The 20,254-nt window shown below is 67.6% G+C and carries 19 protein-coding genes; 7 read left to right on the forward strand and 12 right to left on the reverse strand.

The genetic code is table 11. The features are described from left to right. From AB1346_10605 to AB1346_10630, 6 genes are all read right to left on the reverse strand, one after another. Positions 1–185 (reverse strand): hypothetical protein (locus AB1346_10605; protein ID MEW6720887.1); only part of this gene is annotated, 185 nt, incomplete at its 3' end. Continuing rightward, complete coding sequence (locus AB1346_10610; GenBank protein MEW6720888.1) at positions 169–1,419, reverse strand: MFS transporter; 1,251 nt, start codon at positions 1,417–1,419, stop codon at positions 169–171. The genes AB1346_10610 and AB1346_10605, both read right to left, overlap by 17 nt. Continuing rightward, the gene (glgB, locus tag AB1346_10615; protein ID MEW6720889.1) at positions 1,420–3,630 is read right to left on the reverse strand and encodes a 1,4-alpha-glucan branching protein GlgB; all 2,211 of its coding nucleotides are present in this window, start codon (positions 3,628–3,630) and stop codon (positions 1,420–1,422) included. A gap of 19 nt (positions 3,631–3,649) precedes the next feature. Further along, positions 3,650–4,267 (reverse strand): glycine zipper domain-containing protein, encoded by a 618-nt coding sequence (locus tag AB1346_10620; protein MEW6720890.1) that lies wholly within the window; start codon positions 4,265–4,267, stop codon positions 3,650–3,652. A 76-nt stretch (positions 4,268–4,343) separates the two neighbouring features. After that, positions 4,344–5,159, reverse strand: a complete 816-nt coding sequence (locus AB1346_10625) for an MBL fold metallo-hydrolase (GenBank protein MEW6720891.1) — start codon at positions 5,157–5,159, stop codon at positions 4,344–4,346. 16 nt (positions 5,160–5,175) lie between these two features. Beyond that, positions 5,176–5,676, reverse strand: coding sequence for a cytochrome P460 family protein (locus AB1346_10630; GenBank protein MEW6720892.1), 501 nt, complete (start codon positions 5,674–5,676; stop codon positions 5,176–5,178). A gap of 243 nt (positions 5,677–5,919) precedes the next feature. Here AB1346_10630 and AB1346_10635 point away from each other — a divergent pair, with 243 nt between their 5' ends. Continuing rightward, positions 5,920–6,903 carry a nitronate monooxygenase family protein gene (locus AB1346_10635; GenBank protein ID MEW6720893.1) on the forward strand — a complete coding sequence of 328 codons (984 nt, stop codon included), beginning with the start codon at positions 5,920–5,922 and terminating at the stop codon, positions 6,901–6,903. Positions 6,904–6,910: 7 nt separating this feature from the next. Here AB1346_10635 and AB1346_10640 read toward each other — a convergent pair whose 3' ends face one another. Continuing rightward, positions 6,911–8,080: an MFS transporter gene (locus tag AB1346_10640; GenBank protein MEW6720894.1), complete on the reverse strand. Its 1,170-nt coding sequence runs from the start codon at positions 8,078–8,080 to the stop codon at positions 6,911–6,913. Positions 8,081–8,291: 211 nt separating this feature from the next. Here AB1346_10640 and AB1346_10645 point away from each other — a divergent pair, with 211 nt between their 5' ends. The 5 genes from AB1346_10645 (at position 8,292) to AB1346_10665 (ending at position 13,887) form a co-directional block, all read left to right on the forward strand. Then, positions 8,292–8,729, forward strand: a complete 438-nt coding sequence (locus tag AB1346_10645; GenBank protein MEW6720895.1) for a MucR family transcriptional regulator — start codon at positions 8,292–8,294, stop codon at positions 8,727–8,729. 179 nt (positions 8,730–8,908) lie between these two features. Further along, positions 8,909–9,817 carry a rhodanese-like domain-containing protein gene (locus tag AB1346_10650; protein ID MEW6720896.1) on the forward strand — a complete coding sequence of 303 codons (909 nt, stop codon included), beginning with the start codon at positions 8,909–8,911 and terminating at the stop codon, positions 9,815–9,817. A gap of 131 nt (positions 9,818–9,948) precedes the next feature. Next, positions 9,949–10,527: a Fe-Mn family superoxide dismutase gene (locus AB1346_10655; GenBank protein MEW6720897.1), complete on the forward strand. Its 579-nt coding sequence runs from the start codon at positions 9,949–9,951 to the stop codon at positions 10,525–10,527. A gap of 53 nt (positions 10,528–10,580) precedes the next feature. After that, a complete protein-coding gene (locus tag AB1346_10660) occupies positions 10,581–12,530 on the forward strand; it encodes an ATP-binding protein (GenBank protein ID MEW6720898.1) in 1,950 nt (649 codons plus the stop codon). Positions 12,531–12,537: 7 nt separating this feature from the next. After that, on the forward strand, positions 12,538–13,887 hold the full coding sequence (locus tag AB1346_10665; protein MEW6720899.1) for a sigma-54 dependent transcriptional regulator: 1,350 nt from the start codon (positions 12,538–12,540) through the stop codon (positions 13,885–13,887). Between the two features lies 1 nt (position 13,888). On the opposite strand, the gene AB1346_10670 is transcribed toward AB1346_10665, so the two are convergent. From AB1346_10670 to AB1346_10690, 5 genes are all read right to left on the reverse strand, one after another. Beyond that, positions 13,889–14,452 (reverse strand): PqiC family protein, encoded by a 564-nt coding sequence (locus AB1346_10670; protein ID MEW6720900.1) that lies wholly within the window; start codon positions 14,450–14,452, stop codon positions 13,889–13,891. Further along, positions 14,449–16,170: an MlaD family protein gene (locus AB1346_10675; GenBank protein MEW6720901.1), complete on the reverse strand. Its 1,722-nt coding sequence runs from the start codon at positions 16,168–16,170 to the stop codon at positions 14,449–14,451. The genes AB1346_10670 and AB1346_10675 overlap by 4 nt, the downstream gene beginning before the upstream one ends. Continuing rightward, a complete protein-coding gene (locus AB1346_10680) occupies positions 16,163–16,804 on the reverse strand; it encodes a paraquat-inducible protein A (protein ID MEW6720902.1) in 642 nt (213 codons plus the stop codon). Before AB1346_10680 ends, AB1346_10675 begins: the two co-directional genes overlap by 8 nt. Then, on the reverse strand, positions 16,801–17,439 hold the full coding sequence (locus AB1346_10685) for a paraquat-inducible protein A (GenBank protein ID MEW6720903.1): 639 nt from the start codon (positions 17,437–17,439) through the stop codon (positions 16,801–16,803). Before AB1346_10685 ends, AB1346_10680 begins: the two co-directional genes overlap by 4 nt. Positions 17,440–17,502: 63 nt before the next feature. Beyond that, entirely contained in the window at positions 17,503–17,982 is a 480-nt protein-coding gene (locus tag AB1346_10690; GenBank protein MEW6720904.1) for a YbaK/EbsC family protein, read from the reverse strand. A gap of 273 nt (positions 17,983–18,255) precedes the next feature. Between AB1346_10690 and AB1346_10695 the strand changes: the two genes are divergently transcribed. After that, positions 18,256–20,250 (forward strand): cation:proton antiporter, encoded by a 1,995-nt coding sequence (locus AB1346_10695; GenBank protein ID MEW6720905.1) that lies wholly within the window; start codon positions 18,256–18,258, stop codon positions 20,248–20,250. Positions 20,251–20,254 lie beyond the last annotated feature (4 nt).

Raw genomic sequence — 20,254 nt, forward strand, 5'->3', positions numbered from 1 at the left:
ATGGCCCGGAAGGTTTCCTCCCCGTCGTCGTGGCTGTCCCCGGTCACCGCGAACGACCACGCGAACGCGAACCCGGCCCACAGAAGGACGGCCAGGAGCGCGGGGAGCCAGAGGGGGACACTCTTAGCCTTCCGTACGGGCGAAGGGTTAAGAGTGTCCTCCGCCAGTTCATGGCGAAGGGCCATGTGTGTCCCCCTCCGTCAGCTCCGGGTACCGTCGGCGGATCCAGAGGGCGGCGGCAACCCCGGCGACACCGACCGACGCGAGCGCGGCGGGCGTCGAGGTCAGCTCGGCCAGCCATCCGATCAGCAGGCTCCCGACCCGCATCAGCCCCAGCAGAAGGGAAACGTACAGCGCCATCACGCGGCCCCGGAGATGGTCCGGCACGAGCTCCTGCAGGATGGCGTTCGCCGGGGCGTTCTGCACCACGTAGGAGAAACCCACGGCGGCGAACAGCAGGATGGAGGGCCAGTAGCTCCTGCAGAAGGCGAAGCCCGCCAGCAGGGCGGGGAAGACCAGGGCCGCCGTCATCATCGCCCGCCCCTTGCGCTTCCCCACGAAGGGGGTGGCGGAAAACAGGGAGCCGGCGACCGACCCCGCCCCGGCCGCCGACATGAGGACACCGTACGTCCCCGCGCTCCCGCCGAGGATCTCCTTGGCGAAGATGGGTACGAGAACGTAATAGGGCATGGCGATCAGCGCGGAGACGGAGACCAGCAGGACGACGGCGCGCGGGACCCGGTTTTCCCGCAGGAACTTCACCCCGGCGAGCTGGTCCCTCCCGGATTCGCCCGCGGCGCCCGTCCGCCGGATCAGCGAGACGTCCATCAGGAAGAGGGCGAGGAGCACGGCGAGGAAGCTCAGGCCGTTCAGGAAGAAGGCGCCCGCCACGCCCGAGGTCGCCACGAGGATCCCGGCGGCCGCCGGGCCCAGGACGCGCGCCCCGTGGAAGATGCCGGAGTTCAGCGCGATCGCGTTGCCCAGGTCCTCCTTCCCCACCAGCTCCACCGCGAAAGCCTGCCGCGCCGGCGTGTCGATCGCCATCGCGCTCCCCAAGAGGAACGCGAGCAGGAGGACGTGCCAGAAGCGCACGGCGCCGCTCCAGCTCAGGAGGGCGAGGAGGAAGGCGAGCAGCATCATCGCGGCCTGGCACCAGAAGACGACGCGGCGCTTCTCGAAGCGGTCGGCGATCGCGCCGGCATAGAGGGTCAGCAGGAACATCGGCACGGCGCCGACGAAGTTGACCAGCCCCAGGTCGGCCGCGGAGCCCGTCAGCTCGTAGACCAGCCAGTTCTGCGCGATGGACTGCATCCAGGTGCCCACGAGCGACGTGAGCTGGCCGAAGAACCAGAGGCGGAAATTCCGGTGGCGCAGCGCCTGGAACGTGGAGGCGAAGGCGCCTTGGAGAACCGGTTCCACTCAGCGCCCGGGAGAAAGGAAGATCGCTCCGAGGGGGGGAAGTACGAGCGAAACGGAATACGGGCGCCCCATCCACGGAATCTCCTCCGCGACGACCGAGCCGCCGTTTCCCATGTTGCTCCCTCCGTAGGAGGCGGCGTCGCTGTTCAATGCCTCCGTGTAACGGCCGGGGAACGGGACCCCGAGGCGGTACGCTTCCCGGGGCACGGGAGTGAAGTTGAAGGCGCAGACCATGCAGTCTCCCGGGTCCGCGCCCCTCCGCAGGAAGGAGACGACGCAGTTGTCCACGTCCCGGAAATCGATCCACTCGAATCCCTCGGGGCGGAAATCTCCCTCGTGGAGCGCGCCGGCCTCCCGGTAAAGGCGGTTCAGGTCGCGGACGAACCGCTGCACGCCGCGGTGGGTGTCCCATTGCAGGAGGTCCCACTGCAGGGAGCGGTCGTGGTCCCACTCGTCCCACTGCCCGAACTCCCCCCCCATGAACAGCAGCTTCTTCCCGGGGTGCGCGTACATGTAGGCGTAGAGCAGGCGGAGGTTGGCGAACTTCCGCCACAGGTCGCCCGGCATCTTGTCGAGCAGCGAGCGCTTCATGTGCACGACTTCGTCGTGGGAGAAGGGGAGGACGAAGTTCTCGTGGAAAGCGTACAGCAGCGCGAAGGTGAGGTCTCCGAAATGGAACTTCCGGTGAATGGGGTCCTTCCGGAAGAACTCCAGCATGTCGTGCATCCACCCCATGTTCCATTTCAGGGTGAACCCCAGCCCGCCGAGGTACACGGGGCGGGAGACCGCGGGCCACGCTGTGGACTCCTCGGCGATCGTGACGGCGCCGGGGTGCCGGCCGTGCACCTCCTCGTTCATCCGCTTGAGGAAAGCGATCGCCTCGAGGTTCTCCCTCCCCCCGAAGGCGTTCGGGATCCACTCGCCGGGCCTGCGCGAGTAGTCGAGGTAGAGCATCGACGCCACCGCGTCGACCCGAAGCCCGTCGATGTGGTACTTGTCGAGCCAGAACAGGGCGTTCGACAGCAGGAAGTTCGCCACCTCGCGCCGCCCGAAGTTGAAGATGAGGGTGCCCCAGTCCCGGTGCTCGCCCAGCCTCGGGTCCGCGTGTTCATACAGGTGCGTCCCGTCGAAGAGGGCGAGCCCGTGGGCGTCGCGCGGGAAGTGCGCGGGGACCCAGTCGAGGATCACGCCGATCCCCGCCCGGTGGAACCGGTCGACGAATTCCATGAAATCTTCGGGCCGGCCGAAGCGGGAGGTGGGGGCGAAGTACCCGAGCACCTGGTATCCCCACGAGCCGTCGAAGGGGTGCTCGGCGACCGGCAGCAGCTCGATGTGCGTGTATCCCATCTCCAGGACGTACGGCACCAGCTCGTCCGCGAGCTCCCGGTAGGAGAGATATCGCCCTTCCCCGTTCCGTTTCCAGGACCCCAGGTGGACCTCGTAGACGGAGAGCGGGCCGTCGAGCGGGTTGCGGCGCGCACGCCGCGCCATCCATTCCGCGTCCTCCCACGCGTACCCGTCGACGGAGCAGACGATCGACCCCGTGCGGGGCGGCCGCTCGCAGCGAAACGCGAAGGGATCCGTCTTGAGAAGGATCCCGCCGCCGTCCCGGGCGCGGATCTCGTACTTGTAGACCTCCTCCTCCCCCACGCCGGGAAGGAAGATCTCCCAGATCCCAGACGCCCCGCGGTTGCGCATCGGGTGCACTCGTCCGTCCCAGTGGTTGGCGTTGCAGACCACCGACACGCGCTCCGCGTTGGGCGCCCACACCGCGAAGACGGTCCCGGCGACGCCGTCCCGGATCGCCGGATGGCTCCCCAGCTTCTCGTACTGGTCGAGGTGGGTCCCCTCCGCCAGCAGGTGGATGTCGAAATCGGAAAGGATCAGGCCGAAGGCGTACGGGTCGTGCCGCTCCCACCGGAAGCCGTCCCCGTCGACGAACTCGAGGCGGTAAGGGAAGATCTTCGCCTCTCCGGGGAACTGCGCCTCGAACACGCCGTCGGGATGGATGCGGGCCATCTCCGTCCGCGTCGCGGCGCCCTCCGCATCGCGCAGGACGGAGACGCTTTGCGCCCGCGGCTGGATCGACCGGATGGATACGAACTTCCCCCCCTTGCCGCCGGCGAGGTGGGGACCCAGCACCGAAAACGGGTCCCAGTGGCGCGCGCCGACAAGGAGATCGATGTCGCGGCCTCGGAGGGTGGGCTTCATCGCGGCGGGCCGTTCCCCTTCAACGGACCCGGAACGTGATCTCTTCGGAATCCTTACCGCCGCTGCGCGTATCGACGGTCACGACGACGCGATAGCTGCCCGGGCGGGCGTTGCGGGGCAGGGTGATCGGGACGACGGAGCGCCACGTGCCGCCCTCGCGCTCGATGTCGATCGACGCCTCCCCCACGCGGGAGCCTTCGAACAGGATCTCGCGGGTTTCCCGGATGGGAACCATGACGTCTTCCCGCGGGGTCAGGATGGCGTACGTCATCTGGATCTCGACGGTGTCCCCGGCACGGACGTTGGGCGGGGTGGAACGGACCTGCTCGATCCGCACCCGGGATCCCTTCGCCGCGTCATAATCCGCGTGGGCCAGCTTCGTCTCCGCGAGCCCCTTCTCCTTCTGGTCCTTGTAGCTGCCGAGGATGCCGCCGGTCAAGCCGCCCAGCAGCCCGCCGACCACCGCGCCGCGCTTCCCGCCGACGATTCCTCCGATGACCGCCCCCCCGACGGCGCCCGCCCCCGCGCCCACGACGGTGTTCCGGCGCTCCTGCATCCCGTTGCCCGTCGTGGCGCACCCCTGGAGGACGGGGAGCAGCAGGAGGGCGATCATTGCGAGGCAGACGGTCTTGCGCATGGAATTCCCCCATGGTTTTTCTTGCCGATCCATTTGGACGACCGCGCGGATCCCGTTATTCACGGGTCCCCGGCCATCAAACGCTGAATTTCCGCAGCGGTCCGTCCCGCCGGGCCGCGTGGACGGGGATCCCGTCGAACCGGTGGGCGGACAGGATCTCCCGGACCGTGCCGCGCGCAAGGTCGGGAGTGTTGTGGTCGAGGCTCAGGTGGCACAGGATGACGGCCGAGGGGGTCTTCCGGCTTTCCTGGAGGACCCGCACCAGGAATTTCCCCGCCTGGACGTTGGAGAAATGCCCCACGCCCGAACCCACCCGCGCCCGGTCGTGCCGCCGGCTCCGGTACAGCATCTCCTCGTCGTAGTTCGCCTCGATCAGGATCAGGTCGCTGTCGACGAACTGCTCGAACAGGCCGTTCTCGTTCCGGCCCAGGTCGGTGGCCATCGTCACGCGGACGTCGCGCTCCGCGGCGGCGGTCGTGAAGGAGAACCCGCACGTGACTCCCCGCGCATCATGGGGGACCCGGAACGACCGGACCGCGATCCCCCCGATGCAGAACGTCTCGCCGTCCCGGAACGGCAGGACCGGCCCCCGCGCGGGCGACCGGGGGAGGACCTTCCGGGCGAAGCCGTCGAGGTTGCCCTGGTGCATGTGGATCGGAATCTCGTGCCGCGCGCAGCAGGCGACGGCGGACTCGTTGATGTGGTCGCTGTGCAGGTGCGATACCAGGACGCCGTCCACGTCGTCCCATCCGTATCCCGCCTCCGAGAGCGCCGCCGAGAGCCCCCGCTGGGAGGGGAGGCCTGCGTCGACCAGCAGGATCGTCCCCGCGTGGGAGACGAGCGTGAGGTTTCCGGAGGAGCCGCTTCGCAGCGGCGTTACGTGAAAATCCAATTTTCCGCCCGATCCTTCAAGGTGCGTATCGCGTGAAGACGATATCGTGCCCCTTCACGTTTGCCTGGTGGCACGGGAAACAGGTCGAGTGATCCGCCTCCCCGGCGGGCTTGCCGTCGACGAAGCGCCCGAACCCCCACCCTCCGGTGGAGGCGTACTTCTTCGCGTCCTTCACCATGAACTCGATCCGCTGCGGGTTTTTCGGCACAAGCGTGTCGGGGAACTCACTCGACTTGACGCGCTTCCACGCCAGCTTCGCCAGGACCGCCCCGTCCGGGAAGGGCAGCGTCTTCGCGCGGTATGCCTTCATCGCGATGCCGTTGCCCAGGATGACGCGGATCTCGTCCTTATCGTCGCGCTGGGAGGGGGCGACGACCGCCCAGTCCCGGTATCCTTTCGGAACGGTCACGCCGGTGGGGGCGGCGGGGGGATCCGCCGCGTTCGCGGGGGACAGGGAGACGTTCAGGATTCCCGATGCGGCGGCCAGACCTAAGGCGATCGTGAGGATTCGGCGCATTGCACCCTCCTTCTGCGGCCCGGGATTCCGTGCGATGCCGCCAATTATACCAGAACCGCCCGCGCCCCGCGGACCGTTCCATTTTTCTCCCCGAAATCCGGTTCATTCCGGTACAATATCGGCTCGTTTGCCTAGTGCTCCAGTTCATAAATACGGTGAGCACCGAGAGCGTCGATGCGCCGCATCCGGCAAGGCGCGCGACTGAATTTATGAACTGGAGCACTAAAGGGAGGTGGGGGGAAGGTGAAGCTTCCTGAATTGAAAATCGGCAGGTTCACCGCGAGGATCCCGATCGTCCAGGGCGGGATGTCGGTGCGCGTTTCCACGTCGTCGCTCGCGGCCGCGGTGGCGGAGTGCGGTGGGATCGGGACGATCGGCGGGTCGGGGATCCCGATCGACGAGCTGCAGGAGGACATCCGCAAGGCGAAGCGGATGACCCGCGGCGTGATCGCCGTGAACATCATGTATGCCATCCGGCATTTCGCCGAGGTCGTCAAGGCGTCCATCGAGGCGGGCGTGGACATGATCGTCACCGGCGCCGGCTTCTCCCGCGACGTCTTCAAGGTGGGAAAGGATCACGACGTCCCCATCGTCTCCATCGTGTCGTCCCCGGAGTTCGGGAAACTGGCGGAACGGCTGGGCGCGGCCGCCATCGTCGTGGAGGCGAAGGAGGCGGGCGGACACCTCGGCACGGACCGGCCGCTGCGCGAGATCTTCCCCGAGGTGCGCAAGGTGGTCAAGAAGGTCCCGCTGATCGCGGCGGGCGGGATCACCGACGGCTTCGACATCGCCGAGATGATCGGGAAATTCGGCGCGGACGCCGTGCAGATGGCGACGCGCTTCGTGCTCACGAAGGAGTGCGACGTGGCGGAAGGCTTCAAGCAGGCCTACCTGAACGCGCGCAAGGAAGACATCGTGATCCTCGACTCTCCGGTGGGGATGCCGGGGCGGGGGATCCGCAACCGCTTCCTCGACCGGTACTTCCGCGGGGAGAACGTTTACCCCGGGGAGTGCCGCAAGGGATGCCTGAAAAGCTGCTCCCACAAGTTCTGCATCGTGGATCGCCTCGTGATGTCCCGCGACGGCGATGTGGAGGAAGGGCTGGTGTTTTCCGGGGAGAACGTCTGGAAAATAAAAGATATCCCCAGCGTGAAGGATCTGATCGACCGCCTCGTCGCCGAGGCGGAGAGCGTCTACATGCCCCGGTCCGCGACCGCCGGCTTGTGAGCCTCCTTCACCGGGTCCTCCGGGGGAGCCAGGCGACCGTGGTCGATACGATGCAGGCGAGTCCAGCGGAGGCGAATCCCGCCGCGTAGCCCCAGCGCTCCATGACGATCCCCGTCACGGCGGCGGATGCCATGAATCCGCCGTAGATGCACGTGTTATATCCCCCCATCGCCAGCCCGCGCACGCGGATCGCCACCGATTCCGAAAGGACGGTCCCGACCGCGGTGAACGTGACCGCCATCGAGGCGCCCACCGCCGCGAACAGCAGGTAGAGAGGGAACTCTCCGCGGAACGCGCCCGTGAGGGCGATGCAGCTCCCGAACAACGTGGTCCCGCCCAGGAAGAAGAGGCGTCGCTCTCCCCCCCGGTCCAGCATGTGCCCCGCCGGTATCCGGAACAGCGCGTTCGTCGCCGCCTGCGCCGTGAAGATGAGGCCCGTGTGCACCAGGGAGATCCCCGCGTCTCTTGCGTAAAGCGGGAAAAACGAAAGGAGGGACCCCCAGGCGTAGGAGGAGAAGAAAGTCGTCGTCCAGCAGGCGAGAACCGCGGGCGTCCGCACGACTTCCCGGAGGTCCGGGAGTGGGCTCCCCCCGGACCGGGCTCGGGTGGACTTGTCGGAACGGGGCCCGATCCGCAGGAAGAACAGGGGAATCGCCGATCCGACGATCAGCGCGGACGCCGCGAACGCGGCGCCGAACCCCCGGGAGCCGATCGCTCCCCCGATCCCCGGCCCCAGCGCCATCCCTGCGTAGATCGCGGCGGTGTACCAGCCGTACGCTCTTCCGAGGAAACGCGCGGGAACGATGTCCGCGACGTGGGACATCATCGCTGGGGAGAAGCAGGCCAGCCCCACGCCGGAAAACAGGTAGATCAGCCCGATATGCAGCGGCGCGCGGGCGGCGGGCAGGAGAACGGAGGTCATGCAGGAGACCGCGACCCCGGAAAGGATCAGCAATCTCCGCCCGATCCGATCGGACATCAGCCCCAGCGGGAAGGAGAGGAAGGCCGCAGCAAACATGGAGGCGGCGCCGATCCAGCCGACCTCGCTCGTGGAGGCCCCGAGCCGTCCGGCGAGAAGAGGGACCAGGGGGATTCGCATGTAGGATCCAAGGTACAGGACGAGCGAGATCCCGCACGCGGCCGTCAACTCGGGGGGGATTTTCTGGTTGTTGTCCAAGCTATTGTTTTTAAAAGGATTTACTGTTTCGATGGGGCTTTCCTTTACGATGAGATGACTACATTATAGGATGGATCGGATTTCTTCCGAAGACACAAAGCGGGTGCTTGATAAAACGGATGAAGTTTTTATTTTGGTTATTAGTGTATTGACAACGGAGAGGTTATCGATAAACAATGATTTATGAAAAATCAACTTTCGGGGGAGAATAATGGAGAAAAAACTGCTGGTGGAGCTGACGGCGGAAATTGTTTCTGCGCACGCTTCCGTAAATGAAATGGGATCGGATGAACTATTAAGCGAAATGCAGGCGGTGTATCAGAAACTGGTGGCACTTGCCGGAGCCGAGGGCGAGGAAATCGAAATCGGCGCCAAGGAAGTCAAGCCGGCCATCCCGGTGAACAAGGCGTTCGGCGCGGATAAAGTGGTTTGCCTTGTCTGCGGCAAGTCGTTCACGACGTTGAAAAAGCATATCGCCGTAAGCCACCAGATGACCCCGAAAGATTACCGGAAGGCGTTCGGAATTCCCTCGAAGACCCCGCTCGTCGCGAGGAAGTATTCGGAAGCGAAAAAGAAAATCGCCCAGGAAAAAGGTCTTGCCGGAAAGCTGGCGGAGGGGAGAAAGAAAAGGGCAGCCTCGAAACAGTAGATCCCGCCGTTCTTTGTCCGGTGGATGAAGGCCCACGGTCGCCATGCGCCGCGTGGGCCTTTTTTCCGGCGGGAAGATGAAGGGATTCCTCAGGGAACCTTTTTCTTTATTCCCGCATCTTTTGGACAATCAGCAGGATGTTGATGCCGCACAAACCAAATAATCCGCAGGAGGGTAAAATGAGGCTCCGCGACAAGGTATTGCTTGTATGGCTGGCGGCGCTGATCCTGGCCGTTCCCGCCGTAGCCCCGGCCCTGGAAATCCCGAAGATCGTGTCCGCCGACTGGCTGGAAAAGAACGCGAACGCGCCGGACCTCCGGATCGTCGACATCCGCAGCGGCGATGCTTACAAGGCCGGGCACGTTCCAAATGCGTTCCATCAGCCGTACGGCACCTGGGCCGTGACCCGGGACAAGATGGACAACCAGGTCCCCGACGACGAGGTGCTGAGCGCCATCCTGGAAGGGGCGGGGATCGGGAAGGACACGCCCGTCGTGGTCGTCGGATCCGTCGACAACGTTGCGGAGCAGGTGAACCGGACCCGGGTCGCCTGGACCTTGAAGTACGCCGGGGTCGGGCAGGTGGGCGTGCTCGACGGCGGCTCCAACAAGTGGGCTGCCGACAGGAAGCCGCAATCCACGGAGCCCGGCAAGGCGGGCGCAGCGAAAGGGAAGCTCGCCTACAACAAGGGGATCCTGGTCTCCAAGGCCGACGTCCTTTCGAAGATCGGGAAAGCGGTGATCGTCGACACGCGCACCCCGGATTTCTTCTTCGGCGCGTCGAAGCTCCCGTTCGTGGCGCGCGCGGGCCGCATCCCCCATTCCGTGAGCCTTCCCTCCGCGTGGCTCTTTACCAAGGAGGGGGCGTTCAGGCCCATGGCCGATCTCGAGGGGATGGCCGAGGGCGTGGTGGGCAAGGACAAGGACGCCGAGATCATCGTCTACTGCGATACCGGCCGGCTCGCGTCCGGCTGGTGGTTCGTCCTCTCGGAGGTTCTCGGATATAAAAACGTGAAGATGTACGACGGATCCTCCCAGGAATGGGCGGGCGATCCGAACGCCCCGATGGTCAAGTACAACTGGAAGTGACGCCGTTCCGCGAGCGGGGGCGGGTTCCCTCCGGGGAGCCCGTTCCCGCCGGCGAAAGAATCTTGTCCGCCGGCTCCCCCCTTCAGGCAGAATAGGGATATCCAACCACATCCGGAAAAGGAGGGAGAGGCATGCCCTACGCCGCCATGGACTACGGGAAGCTGATCGGCATGGAAGGTTTCGGCGAAACGCTGCTGAAGAACCACTTCACCCTCTACCAGGGATACGTCGCCAACACGAACAAGCTTTCGGATCTCCTGGCGGCGATGCTGGCCGAGGGGAAAACGGCCGCTCCCGAGTACGCGGAGCTGAAGCGCCGCTTCGGCTGGGAGTGGAACGGGATGCGGCTGCACGAGCTCTACTTCGGCAATCTCGGGGGGAAAGGCGCGCTGGATCCGGCGTGGAGGCTCGGGAAGGCGGTCGCGGCGGAGTTCGGAAGCGTGGAGAAGTGGGAGGCCGATTTCCGCGCCGCGGGCGCGATGCGCGGCATCGGCTGGGTCGTGCTGTACCGGGACGGGGAGAGCGGCCGGCTCTTCAACCAGTGGGTCAACGAGCACGACGTGGCGAACCTGGCCGGGGCGGCCCCCATCCTCGTCATGGACGTGTTCGAGCACGCCTTCATGATCGATTACGGGCTGAAGCGGGCCGACTACATCGCGGCGTTCTTCCGGAACGTCGACTGGGCAGCGGCAGAGGCCCGCCTGCGCTGAAGATGGCGGACGTAGGGAGCGCGGGGTCCGGACCGGATCCTGTTCTCCCCATCATGGACTATTACGCCCAGGGAAGCCTTGTCGCGGGGGTGGTGGCGCTGGCCATTGCCGTGTACCTTCGCGCCTTCGCGCGGGGCGACCGCGAGGCGAAGGCGTTCTCCGACCTCTCCTTCGTCATCTTCCTGTGGTGCTTCCCGGAATTCCTCTGGAAGACGATGTCTTCCGACTTCTGGCACAAGGTGAGCCTGGCGGGGGCGATGTTCCTCCCCCCGTTCGCGCTGAGGTACTGCGGCGCCGCGGTCCGGACGCGCCCGCGATGGTTTTCCGCGGCGTTCGTCGCCGGCATGTGGGCGAGCGCGGCGTTCGGAGTGACGCTCTTCTACGATCCGTTGCTCCTCTCTCCCTGGTGGAACGTGGCGGCCATGCTGTACGTCTATCCGTACCTGGGCGCGGGGCTGTACATCATCCTGCGGCACGGCTTCGGCGACACCCACACCGCGGTCGAGCGGAAGAAGTACCAGTTCCTCGTGATCGGCGGCGGGATCGCCAGCGCGGTGGCGCCGCTCAACTTCCTCCCCGGCACCGGCATCTACTTCCCGCCGCTGGCGGCGTTCGGGGTGCTCGTCTTCTTCTATTTCGTGGCGACGGGGATTCTCCACCTCCATTTTTTCGAGCTGCCGGACATCGTCGGGCGCGGCGTTCTGCTCGTCATCCAGGTCTTCGCCTTCGCCGTCGTCTTCGGCGTCCTCGAGGTGGCGTCCGGCAGGAAATTCTGGTTCCCGCTGGCGGGCGTGTTCCTGATCTCCATCTTCCTGCTGACGTTCTACCCCGTCCTGATGCGGAAGCTCGGCGCCATCTCCTCGGACCTCCTCGTGCGGCAGTCGCGGAAGGTGCAGTCGGTGCTCTCGGGCTTCGCCAGGAAGCTTCCGGAGGCGCAGTCGCTCGCGGAGATCGCGCGGAACGTGGAGGAGGCGCTTTCCCAGGTCCCCTTCGTCGGCGACGTATCGTTGTGGGTCGGACCGGAAGGGGGCGCCGACGAGGGGTTCGGGACGCTGCCCGTGCGGCCGGAGGAGTACATCCGGGCGTTCTCGCGCTTCTCGAAGCGGTATCCCGTCCTGCGCGTCATGGAGCACGGCGGGTCGAAGGCGGCCGACGTCACGATCTGGGACGACACGTTCGACGCGTCGATCCCCGTCTTCCTGCGGGGGAAGCTCGTCGCCGTCGTTCTGTTCCGCTGGCGGGAGAAGCGGCCGTCGTTCCGGGAGATCGAGCTGCTCCTGCCGTTCCTGGACGGGATCGGCCTGGCCGTGGAGAACCTGCGGCAGCAGCAGCGCATCCAGCGCCGGGAGCACTTCGCCACGATCGGGGAGCTGGCGGCGGGGCTCGCCCACGAGGTCCGGACGCCCGTCGGCGCGATCAAGGGAGCGGCGCAGTTCCTGAGCCGGGAGGCGGGCGCGAAGGAGCGGGAGTTCCTCGACATCATCGTCGAGGAGGCGGACCGCCTGAACGGCGTCGTCACGGAGTTCCTCGAATACGCGCGCCCTTCGGGGCGCAAGCCGCGGACGTTGTCGTTGCGGGAGCCCGTGGAGAAGGCGGTGGCCCGCCTCCTTCGGGAGAAGTCCGCCGCGATGGGATCGGTGCGGCGGCATGTACTGTTCGGCGATCCGGCTCCCAGCGTCAACGCGGACCCCGCGGAGGTCGAGCGGGTGGTCTACAATCTCCTTACGAACGCCGTCGAGGCGATGCCCCAGGGAGGGGACCTGACCGTCCGGGTGAGCGCTGCCGGAGGGAAGGCGCTGATCTCCGTGGAGGACACGGGGCTCGGGATCACCGACTCGGACCGCGGCCTGCTGTTCCGCCCCTTCTTCACGACGCGGGAGCGCGGGGTGGGGATGGGACTGGCGATCTGCCGCCGGATCGTCGAGGAGAACGGCGGGTCGATCGCCGTGGAAAGCCGGGAAGGGAGCGGGAGCCGCTTCGTCGTGAAGCTCCCGGAGGCTTAGCGCAAGCATGAAGGGCTCGATCCTCATAGCGGAAGACGACCGGAACCTGCGCCGCATCCTGCGGGCGATGCTGACGCGGGAGGGGTACGAGGTGTCCGAGGCGACGGACGGCGCGGCCGCCGCCGCGTTCCTCGCGGAGCACCGGGTCGACGCGCTGGTGACGGACATCCGGATGCCGAAGATGGACGGGCTGGAGCTGTTCCGCCTGTGCCGTGAGCGCCACGTCGCGCTCCCCGTGATCCTGGTGACGGCGTTCGGCCGGATCGAGGACGCCGTCGAGGCGATGCGGGCGGGCGCCTTCGACTACATCTCCAAGCCGTTCGACGAGGCGGAGCTGCTGCGCGTGGTGGGGAACGCCGTCGCCCATTCCGCCGTGTCCGAGCGCGAGGGGGCGAGCGCGCCGGTGGAGGAGTGGTTCGGGATGGTGGGACGGTCGCCCGCCTGGCTCGAGGTGCGCAAGGTGATCGAGAAGGCGGCCGCCTCCCCGTTCTCCGTGCTCATCACGGGGGAGACCGGGACGGGAAAGGAGCTGGTCGCCCGGGCGATCCACCGGATCAGCCCCCGCCGCGACGGCCCGTTCCTGAAAATCAACGGGGCGGCGATCCCGCCGACGCTGTGGGAAGCGGAGATGTTCGGGTACGAGAAGGGGGCGTTCACCGGCGCGGTCCAGTCCAAGCCCGGCCGGTTCGAGCTCGCCGACGGCGGCACCTTCTTCCTCGACGAGGTGGGGGAGGTCCCGCCGGACGCGCAGGCGAAGCTGCTGCGGGTCCTGGAGGACCGGGAGTTCGAGCGGGTGGGCGGCGTCAAGACCTTCTCCTCCGACGTGCGCCTCATCTGCGCGTCGAACCGCGACCTGAAGCGGGAGACGGCACAGGGGAAGTTCCGGGAGGACCTTTACTACCGCGTCAACGGGATCCCCATCCATCTGCCGCCGCTGCGGGAGCGCCGGGAGGACGTCGTCCCCCTGTCGGAGTTCTTCCTCGCCCGGACCTGCCGCGAGCTCGGCGCGGGGCGGAAGGCGTTCGCTCCCGGGGCGCTGGAGTCGCTCGGGCGGTACGCGTGGCCGGGGAACATCCGCGAGCTGGAGAACGCCGTCGCGCGCGCGGCGGCGCTCTCCGAGGGCGGGGAGATCGCCTCCGCCGACCTCTGCTTCGGACTGGCGGACCCGGAGGCGCAGCCCGTCCCCGCCTCGCCCGAGGAGGAGCGTTTCCACGACTCCGTCCGGGAGCACAAGCGGGCGGTCCTCCGCCGCGCGATCGCGAAGGCCGGCGGGAACAAGACGCGGGCGGCCGAGCTCTTAGGCCTGTCGCCGACCTACCTGTTCCGCCTGATCCGGGTGCTGGGCATCGAGGGCTGACTCACTTCCCCCCGCCCTCCAGCGTCCGGACCGCCTCCGCGATCTCCTTGCTCAAGACTTCCAGCGCCCGGCTGTGCGCCGCGGCGAGCGCCTCGTAGCCCTCGCCCTTCACGGGCTCCCGGACGGCGGTCCGCCCCGAGCGCGATGGCCGGGAGCGGTCTCCGTCGCTCCCTTCCGCCCGGACCGTCCAGGCGGCTTCCAGGACGGCCGCCTCGCCGGGGACGGAGTCGAAGGCCGTCACGTCGATGCGGACGCGGTACGCGCCGGAGGAGGCCTCCAGCAGCGAGGCCAGGTTCCCCGCGACGACCCGGGCGATGTCGTCGCGCAGCGGCGATCCCCAGCGGTGGAACTCGTCGATGAAGACCCGGTTCGGCCCGGTCCGGACGACAATCTGGGGACGGTCGACGAGGGAGGGGATGGAGACCGGCCCGACCGCGACGCGCGGGGCCGAGGCGCCGGGCGCGGCCGCGGGGGCGTGCAGGGTGTAGAACTCCGACCGGGGCGTGGCGCATCCCGCCCAGCCGATGGCCAGCGCGCAGAGGAAGACGGGGACCGGGTTTCTCATCGGGGCTTCTCCGGTTTCCTGCCGCGGATCACCGCGGAGGGATTTCTTTCCAGGGAGTCGGCCAGCAGGCGGACCGCCTGCGCCGCGCGTGCGGTTTCCCGGAGGGCGTCGAGCAGCTCCTGCCGCCCCGCCGCGTCCGGGGCGAGGAGCATCTCGTCCGCGTCCTTGAGGGCGCGCTCGGCCGCCGCGGAGGCCCGGCGCAGCTCCTCGAGCGCCTTCCGGGCCTCGGGGACGATCTCGCTGTCGACCCGGGAGAGCGTCCTGTCGAGGGTCGCGAAGCTCTTCTTCGCCTCGGGCAGCGTCTCCCCCTCGAGGAGGCGAAGCGTCCGGTCGAGGCTCGCGATCGCCTCCTTCGTTTCCTTGCCGATTTCCGTGATGGGGACGTTGTCGATCTTCGCCAGGATGCTCGACAGCGTGGCCCGGAGGACCGTCGTCTCGCCGGGGACGGTCGGGAACCGGGGCGGCTTTCCGGACCAGTCGATCATGGCCTGCGGCGCGTCCGGGAAATAGTCGAGGGCGACGTAGAGCTGCCCGCTGAGCAGGCTGCCGCTGCGGAGCTGCGCGCGGAGCCCCTTCCCGACGACCTGGCGCTGCATCAGCTCCCGGCGCTTCCCGGGCGGCAGCTCCTTCTTCGCGTAGGGGCCCGCCTTTTTCATGTCCCTCAGGAAGCGGTACGGGAAGGCGACGATGTCCACGCGCGTCCCCACGCTTTCCGTCGCGGGATCGAACTCCAGCCGGATCCCCGTGACCTCTCCCACCTGCAGCCCCATGAAATTCACGGGCGCTCCGACCGAAAGGCCGCGAAGCTGCTCGTCGAAATGCAGGGCGTACGGGTCGGCCTCGCCCTCCTGCGGGGAAAGCGCCGCGGTCCGGTCGGCGGCAAGGAGGAACACCGCGTTGTCCGGCACGGGATGGTATCCCTCCAGGGAAGGAGGCGTCTCGAACGCGATCCCCCCGATCACGAGGGAGAGAAACGATTCCGTCTGCACGGTGAACCCGTCGACGCCGGCCGTCACGTCGACCCCGCTGGCCTCCCAGAACCGCGTGCCCGACGAAACGAACTTGTCGTACGGCGCGTTCAGGAAGATCCGGATCTCCACCGACCTGCCGTCCGGCGCCAGGGCGCTGGAAATGACCTGCCCCACGCTCAGCCGCCGGTAGTACACCGGGGAGCCGACTCCGAGGGAGCCGAGGGTATCGGCCCGGAGCCGGTACTCCCTCCCGGGGAGGTCCTGGGTGACGGCGGGCGGCGTCTCGAGCCCCGTGAATTCGCGCCCCGGGACGCGGGACGTCCCCGGCTCGAACCGGATGAAGTTCCCGGAGAGCAGGGTGCCGATGCCGGAGATCCCGCTCAGGGTCACGCGCGGCTTCACGATCCAGAATTTCGCGTCGCTGCCCAGCAGCTTCTCGACGCTTTTCTCCATCTTCGCCGTGACGAGGATCCGGGTGTAGTCCTCCGACAGCCGCACTCCCGTCACCTGCCCGATCTCGATGTCCTTGTACTTGATGGTCGTCTTGCCCGCCTCCACCCCTTCGCCGGACCGGAACGAGATCTGGATGGCGGGACCCTCGGCCAGGTACTGCTGGACGGCGACGCCGACGCCGGCCAGCGCGGCGAGGAGCGGGATGAACCAGACGACGGAGATCGGAAGGCGGCGCTTCGGCGCGATTTCCGCCTCGGGAACGGGTACGTTCGGGAGTCCGGAGTCTTCAGCCACCTGTTCCTCCTGTTTTCCCGGCGGGGTCCCAGATCAGGCGCGGGTCGAAGGCGTCCGCGGCGAGGATGGTCAGGATCACCACCGCCGCGAAAAACGGGACGCCGGGCCCCGGGACCACCGACATGAACGGCTCGAACCGCACGAGGGCGACGACGAACATGACGACGAATACATCGAGCATGGACCAACGCCCGATGGCTTTCAACATGCGGAACAGGCGCGCCCGCTCGAGGGGTCTCCCGGTCGAGCGGCGCATGACCGTGACCAGCAGGTAGGCCAGGGCGCCGAGCTTCCCCAGCGGGATGATCACGCTCGCGACGAGGACGATCAGCGCCAGGAACCAGGAGCCGGTCGTGTAGAAATGGATGACGCCGCTGAGGATGGTGCTCTCCGTGGTGGCCTTGATCGTGGTGGTGGTCATCACCGGGAGGAGGTTGGCCGGAAGGTAACAGACCGCCGCCGCGACGACGTATGCCCAGGTGCGCTCGATCGATTCGGGCAACCGGAAGGCCAGCGGCTCCCCGCATCGCGGGCATTCCCCCGGCTTCCCCGCTTCCGCCGGGCGGCAGAGCAGCCCGCACGTCCCGCAGGAGACGAATCCGGCGAGGGCGGCGGTCGGCGGGGGGCGGGTCATCGGTCCGACCCCGGCCAATAGCCGTTCTCCCACCGCACCCGCGACCAGGCCTCCCGCGGATCGAAGCTGGTGGACATCGCCGCGAGCAGGAACACGAGCGGCCCGACCGCGAAGAAGCCGATGCCCGGCCGCACGTCCGCCAGGGAGGCGATCTTGACGAGGGAGACGAGGATGCCGAGCATCATCACCTCGACCATCGACCAGAGGTTGCCGGTCTCCGCCCAGCGCAGCACGGTCCCGGCCCACCGCGGGGCGGGGGGGCGCCGCACCGCGAGCAGCAGGGCGATCATGCAGCCGATGTAGGCGGCGGGCGCCGCCGTCGTGAAGAAACACACCAGGACGGCCGAGACCCTTTCCCCCTGCCGCCACATCTCCCGCGCGCCGCCGAGGATCGTCGTGCTCGATTCCCGCCCCCGGGCGGAGAGCTCCATCAGGATCTCCGTATTGGCGAGAACGAGGGCGACCAGGGCGGCAAGCGCCAGCGCCAGCGTGCGGTCGAAGGGGTCCGTCTTCCCGGTGGCGAGCGCCCGCCCGCAGCGCGGGCAGCGGGCCGTCTCGCCCGCCCGAACGGACGGGACCCGCTGCAGCAGGTCGCAGTCGGGGCAGGCAACGATGTCCGTCGATCCGGTCGCCATCCGGTTCGCTCTCCAGGAAACCATTGTATCCGCGAACGGCGGAAAACGGGTGCGGGAAGCGCCTCAACCGTCGTCGCGGGACAGGTCCGCCTCCCTGCCGCCGGTCAGGGCGGCCAGCTCGTCGGGGGTGGTGGCGAACATGCAGTCCGTCTCCCCCGCGGCGGGGTAGATGACGGGGAACCGGCGCAGCGACCGGTCGAGGTACAAGGGGATCCCGGGGGGGAGCGCCACGGGCGACACCGCGCCGACCGCGAATCCCGTGAGGGCCGTGACGTCCCCGGCTCCCGCGAGGCGCACGTTCCGGCCGTGCCCCAGGGAACGGACCTTCTTCAGGTCCACCCTGCGGTCCCCGGAAACCACGACGGCGACCGGGGACGCGTCGGCCAGGAACAGGATGGTCTTGGCGATCCGGCCGGGCTCCACGCCGAGGGAGCGCGCGGCGCTTTCCGAGTCGTGCGTCGATTCCGGGAACCGGAGGATCTCCTTGCGAAGCCCCGCCGCCTCGAAGAACCGCCGGACCTCCCGTTCGCCGTTCCGGGCCATCCCCGATCCCTCCATGCGATTCATCGGAATATTATAGAGAAATGGAGACCCCCCAAGGTAAGGCGGGAACCTCGGGGGATCTTCCCGTCTGCCCGCGGTTCTCTTGGCGGGGGATGCGGGCATATGCCCCCCCGGGGAGGGGGAGCAAAACCGTCAGCGTCCTGCTACCTCTCTTCTCGGACCGCCCCTCCGGAAACTTTAGCGTAAATCCGCGGAAAAACCGCCACGTGGTGCTGTTAGACTCAAGGAAACCGACCGAACGCGGGGGGGCACTTGGATCTGCACCATGTTCTGCGCGACCTGGCGGTCGTCCTCGCGATCTCCATCACCGTCGCCCTCCTCTTCAGCAGGCTCAAGCTCTCCGTCGTGACGGCCTTCCTCGTCGGCGGCGCCATCATCGGCCCCTCGGGGGCGAAGCTGGTGTCGGGGACGGTGATGGTGAATTCGCTCGCGGAGATCGGGGTGGCCCTCCTCCTGTTCACCGTGGGGCTCGAGATCTCCTTCAGCAACCTGGGGAAGATGCGGCGCCGGCTGCTGATGGGGGGCGGCGGGCAGCTCCTCGGGACGATCCTGGCCGTCCTGCTGATCCTGCTGCCGGCCGGCTTCCCCGTCCCGCAGGCGCTGTTCATCGGCTTCGTCCTCTCCGTGTCGAGCACCGCGATCGTCATGAAGCTCCTCTCCGAGCGGATGGAGATCGAGAGCGCGCACGGCCGCATCTCCGTCGGCATCCTGCTGTTCCAGGACATGGCCGTGATCCCGATGATGCTGCTGATCCCTTCCCTGGGGGACTGGGAGACGGCCCGGCTCTCCGATGTCGCTCTCACGCTGCTGAAGGCGGGCGCGGGGGTCGCCGCCGTCCTTCTGCTTGCGACGTTCGTCATCCCGCGCCTGCTCCATGAGGTCATCCGGCTCAACCGCCGGGAGATCCTGGCGATGGCGGTCCTTTTCCTCATCCTCGGGACGGCTTCCTTCGCCCAGATGTTCGGGCTGTCGCTGGCGATGGGCGCCTTCCTTGCGGGGCTGGTCATCACCGAGTCGGACTACATCAGCGACATCGCCGCGCAGATCTTCCCCTTCCGGGACGTCTTCAACGGGATCTTCTTCGTCTCCGCCGGGATGCTCCTCGACCTTCCGTTCCTGGCCCGGCACCTTCCGCAGCTCCTCCTCCTGACGGCGGCGGTGCTGGCGGGGAAGGCGCTCTGCGCCGGAGCGGCGATCCGCCTTCAGAGGTACGCGTGGACGACGGCGGTGCTCGGCGGAGTGGCGCTGGCCCAGGTCGGGGAATTCTCTTTCGTCCTGCTGCTCCAGGGCTACCGCGAAGGGCTGGTGAACACGGGGGCCTACCAGTATCTCCTGGTCGTCGCCGTCCTCACGATGATCGCCACGCCGTTCCTGGTGAACGCCGCGCCCGGGATCGCGCGCTTCTGGACGCGGCGGATCGCAAGGGTTCCGGACGAGGCCGCCCCGGTGGAGGGAGCCCCGTCCGGCCCGCAGAAGGAGAACCACGTCATCATCGCCGGGTACGGAATGAACGGGAGAAACCTGGCGAAGGTGCTCCGGTCCGTCGGCCTTCCCTACGTCGTGGTGGACCTGAACGACATGCTGGTGCGGCGGTTCCGGGAGGAGGGGGAGCCGATCTTCTACGGGGACGTGAACAACCCGGAGATCCTCGACCGGCTGGGGATCTCCCGCGCGAGGATGATGGTCCTCGCCATCTCGGATCCGATGGCGACCCGCCGCGCGGTCGCGGTCGCGCGGCGCGCCGGCACGGGGCTGTTCATCCTCGTGCGGACACGGTACGTGGCGGACGTGGACGACCTGATCGCCCTCGGGGCGAACGCGGTCATCCCCGAGGAATTCGAGACCTCGGTGGAGATCTTCGCCCGCGTTCTCCGGGAGTACCACGTCCCGGACCACATCGTCCTGCAGCAGGAGGAGCTGATCCGCAGCGGGACCTACCGGATCCTTCGCGAGCGCGAGGCTCCCCGCGGGGAAGCCATGGTGGCGGCGTTCGAGGAGTTCCTGCGGAAGAAGGTGATCGAGGTCTTCTACGTCTCCCCGGGATCCGTCTGGGCCGGGCGGACGGCGGGGGAGCTGCCGACCGGGGGGGACCCGGGGATCACGATCCTGGCGGTCCTGCGGGGGGACCAGGCCGTCGTGCAGCCGCTGCCGTCGTTCGTGCTGCTCGCGGGAGACAAGCTCGTCCTGTTCGGCGGGCATGGCCCGCTGGCGTCGGTGATCGAGGAGCTGTCCCGGGGAGGTCGCTAGCCCG

It is taken from the genome of Thermodesulfobacteriota bacterium, from assembly GCA_040758155.1.
In the GTDB taxonomy this organism is placed as follows: domain Bacteria; phylum Desulfobacterota; class Deferrimicrobia; order Deferrimicrobiales; family Deferrimicrobiaceae; genus UBA2219.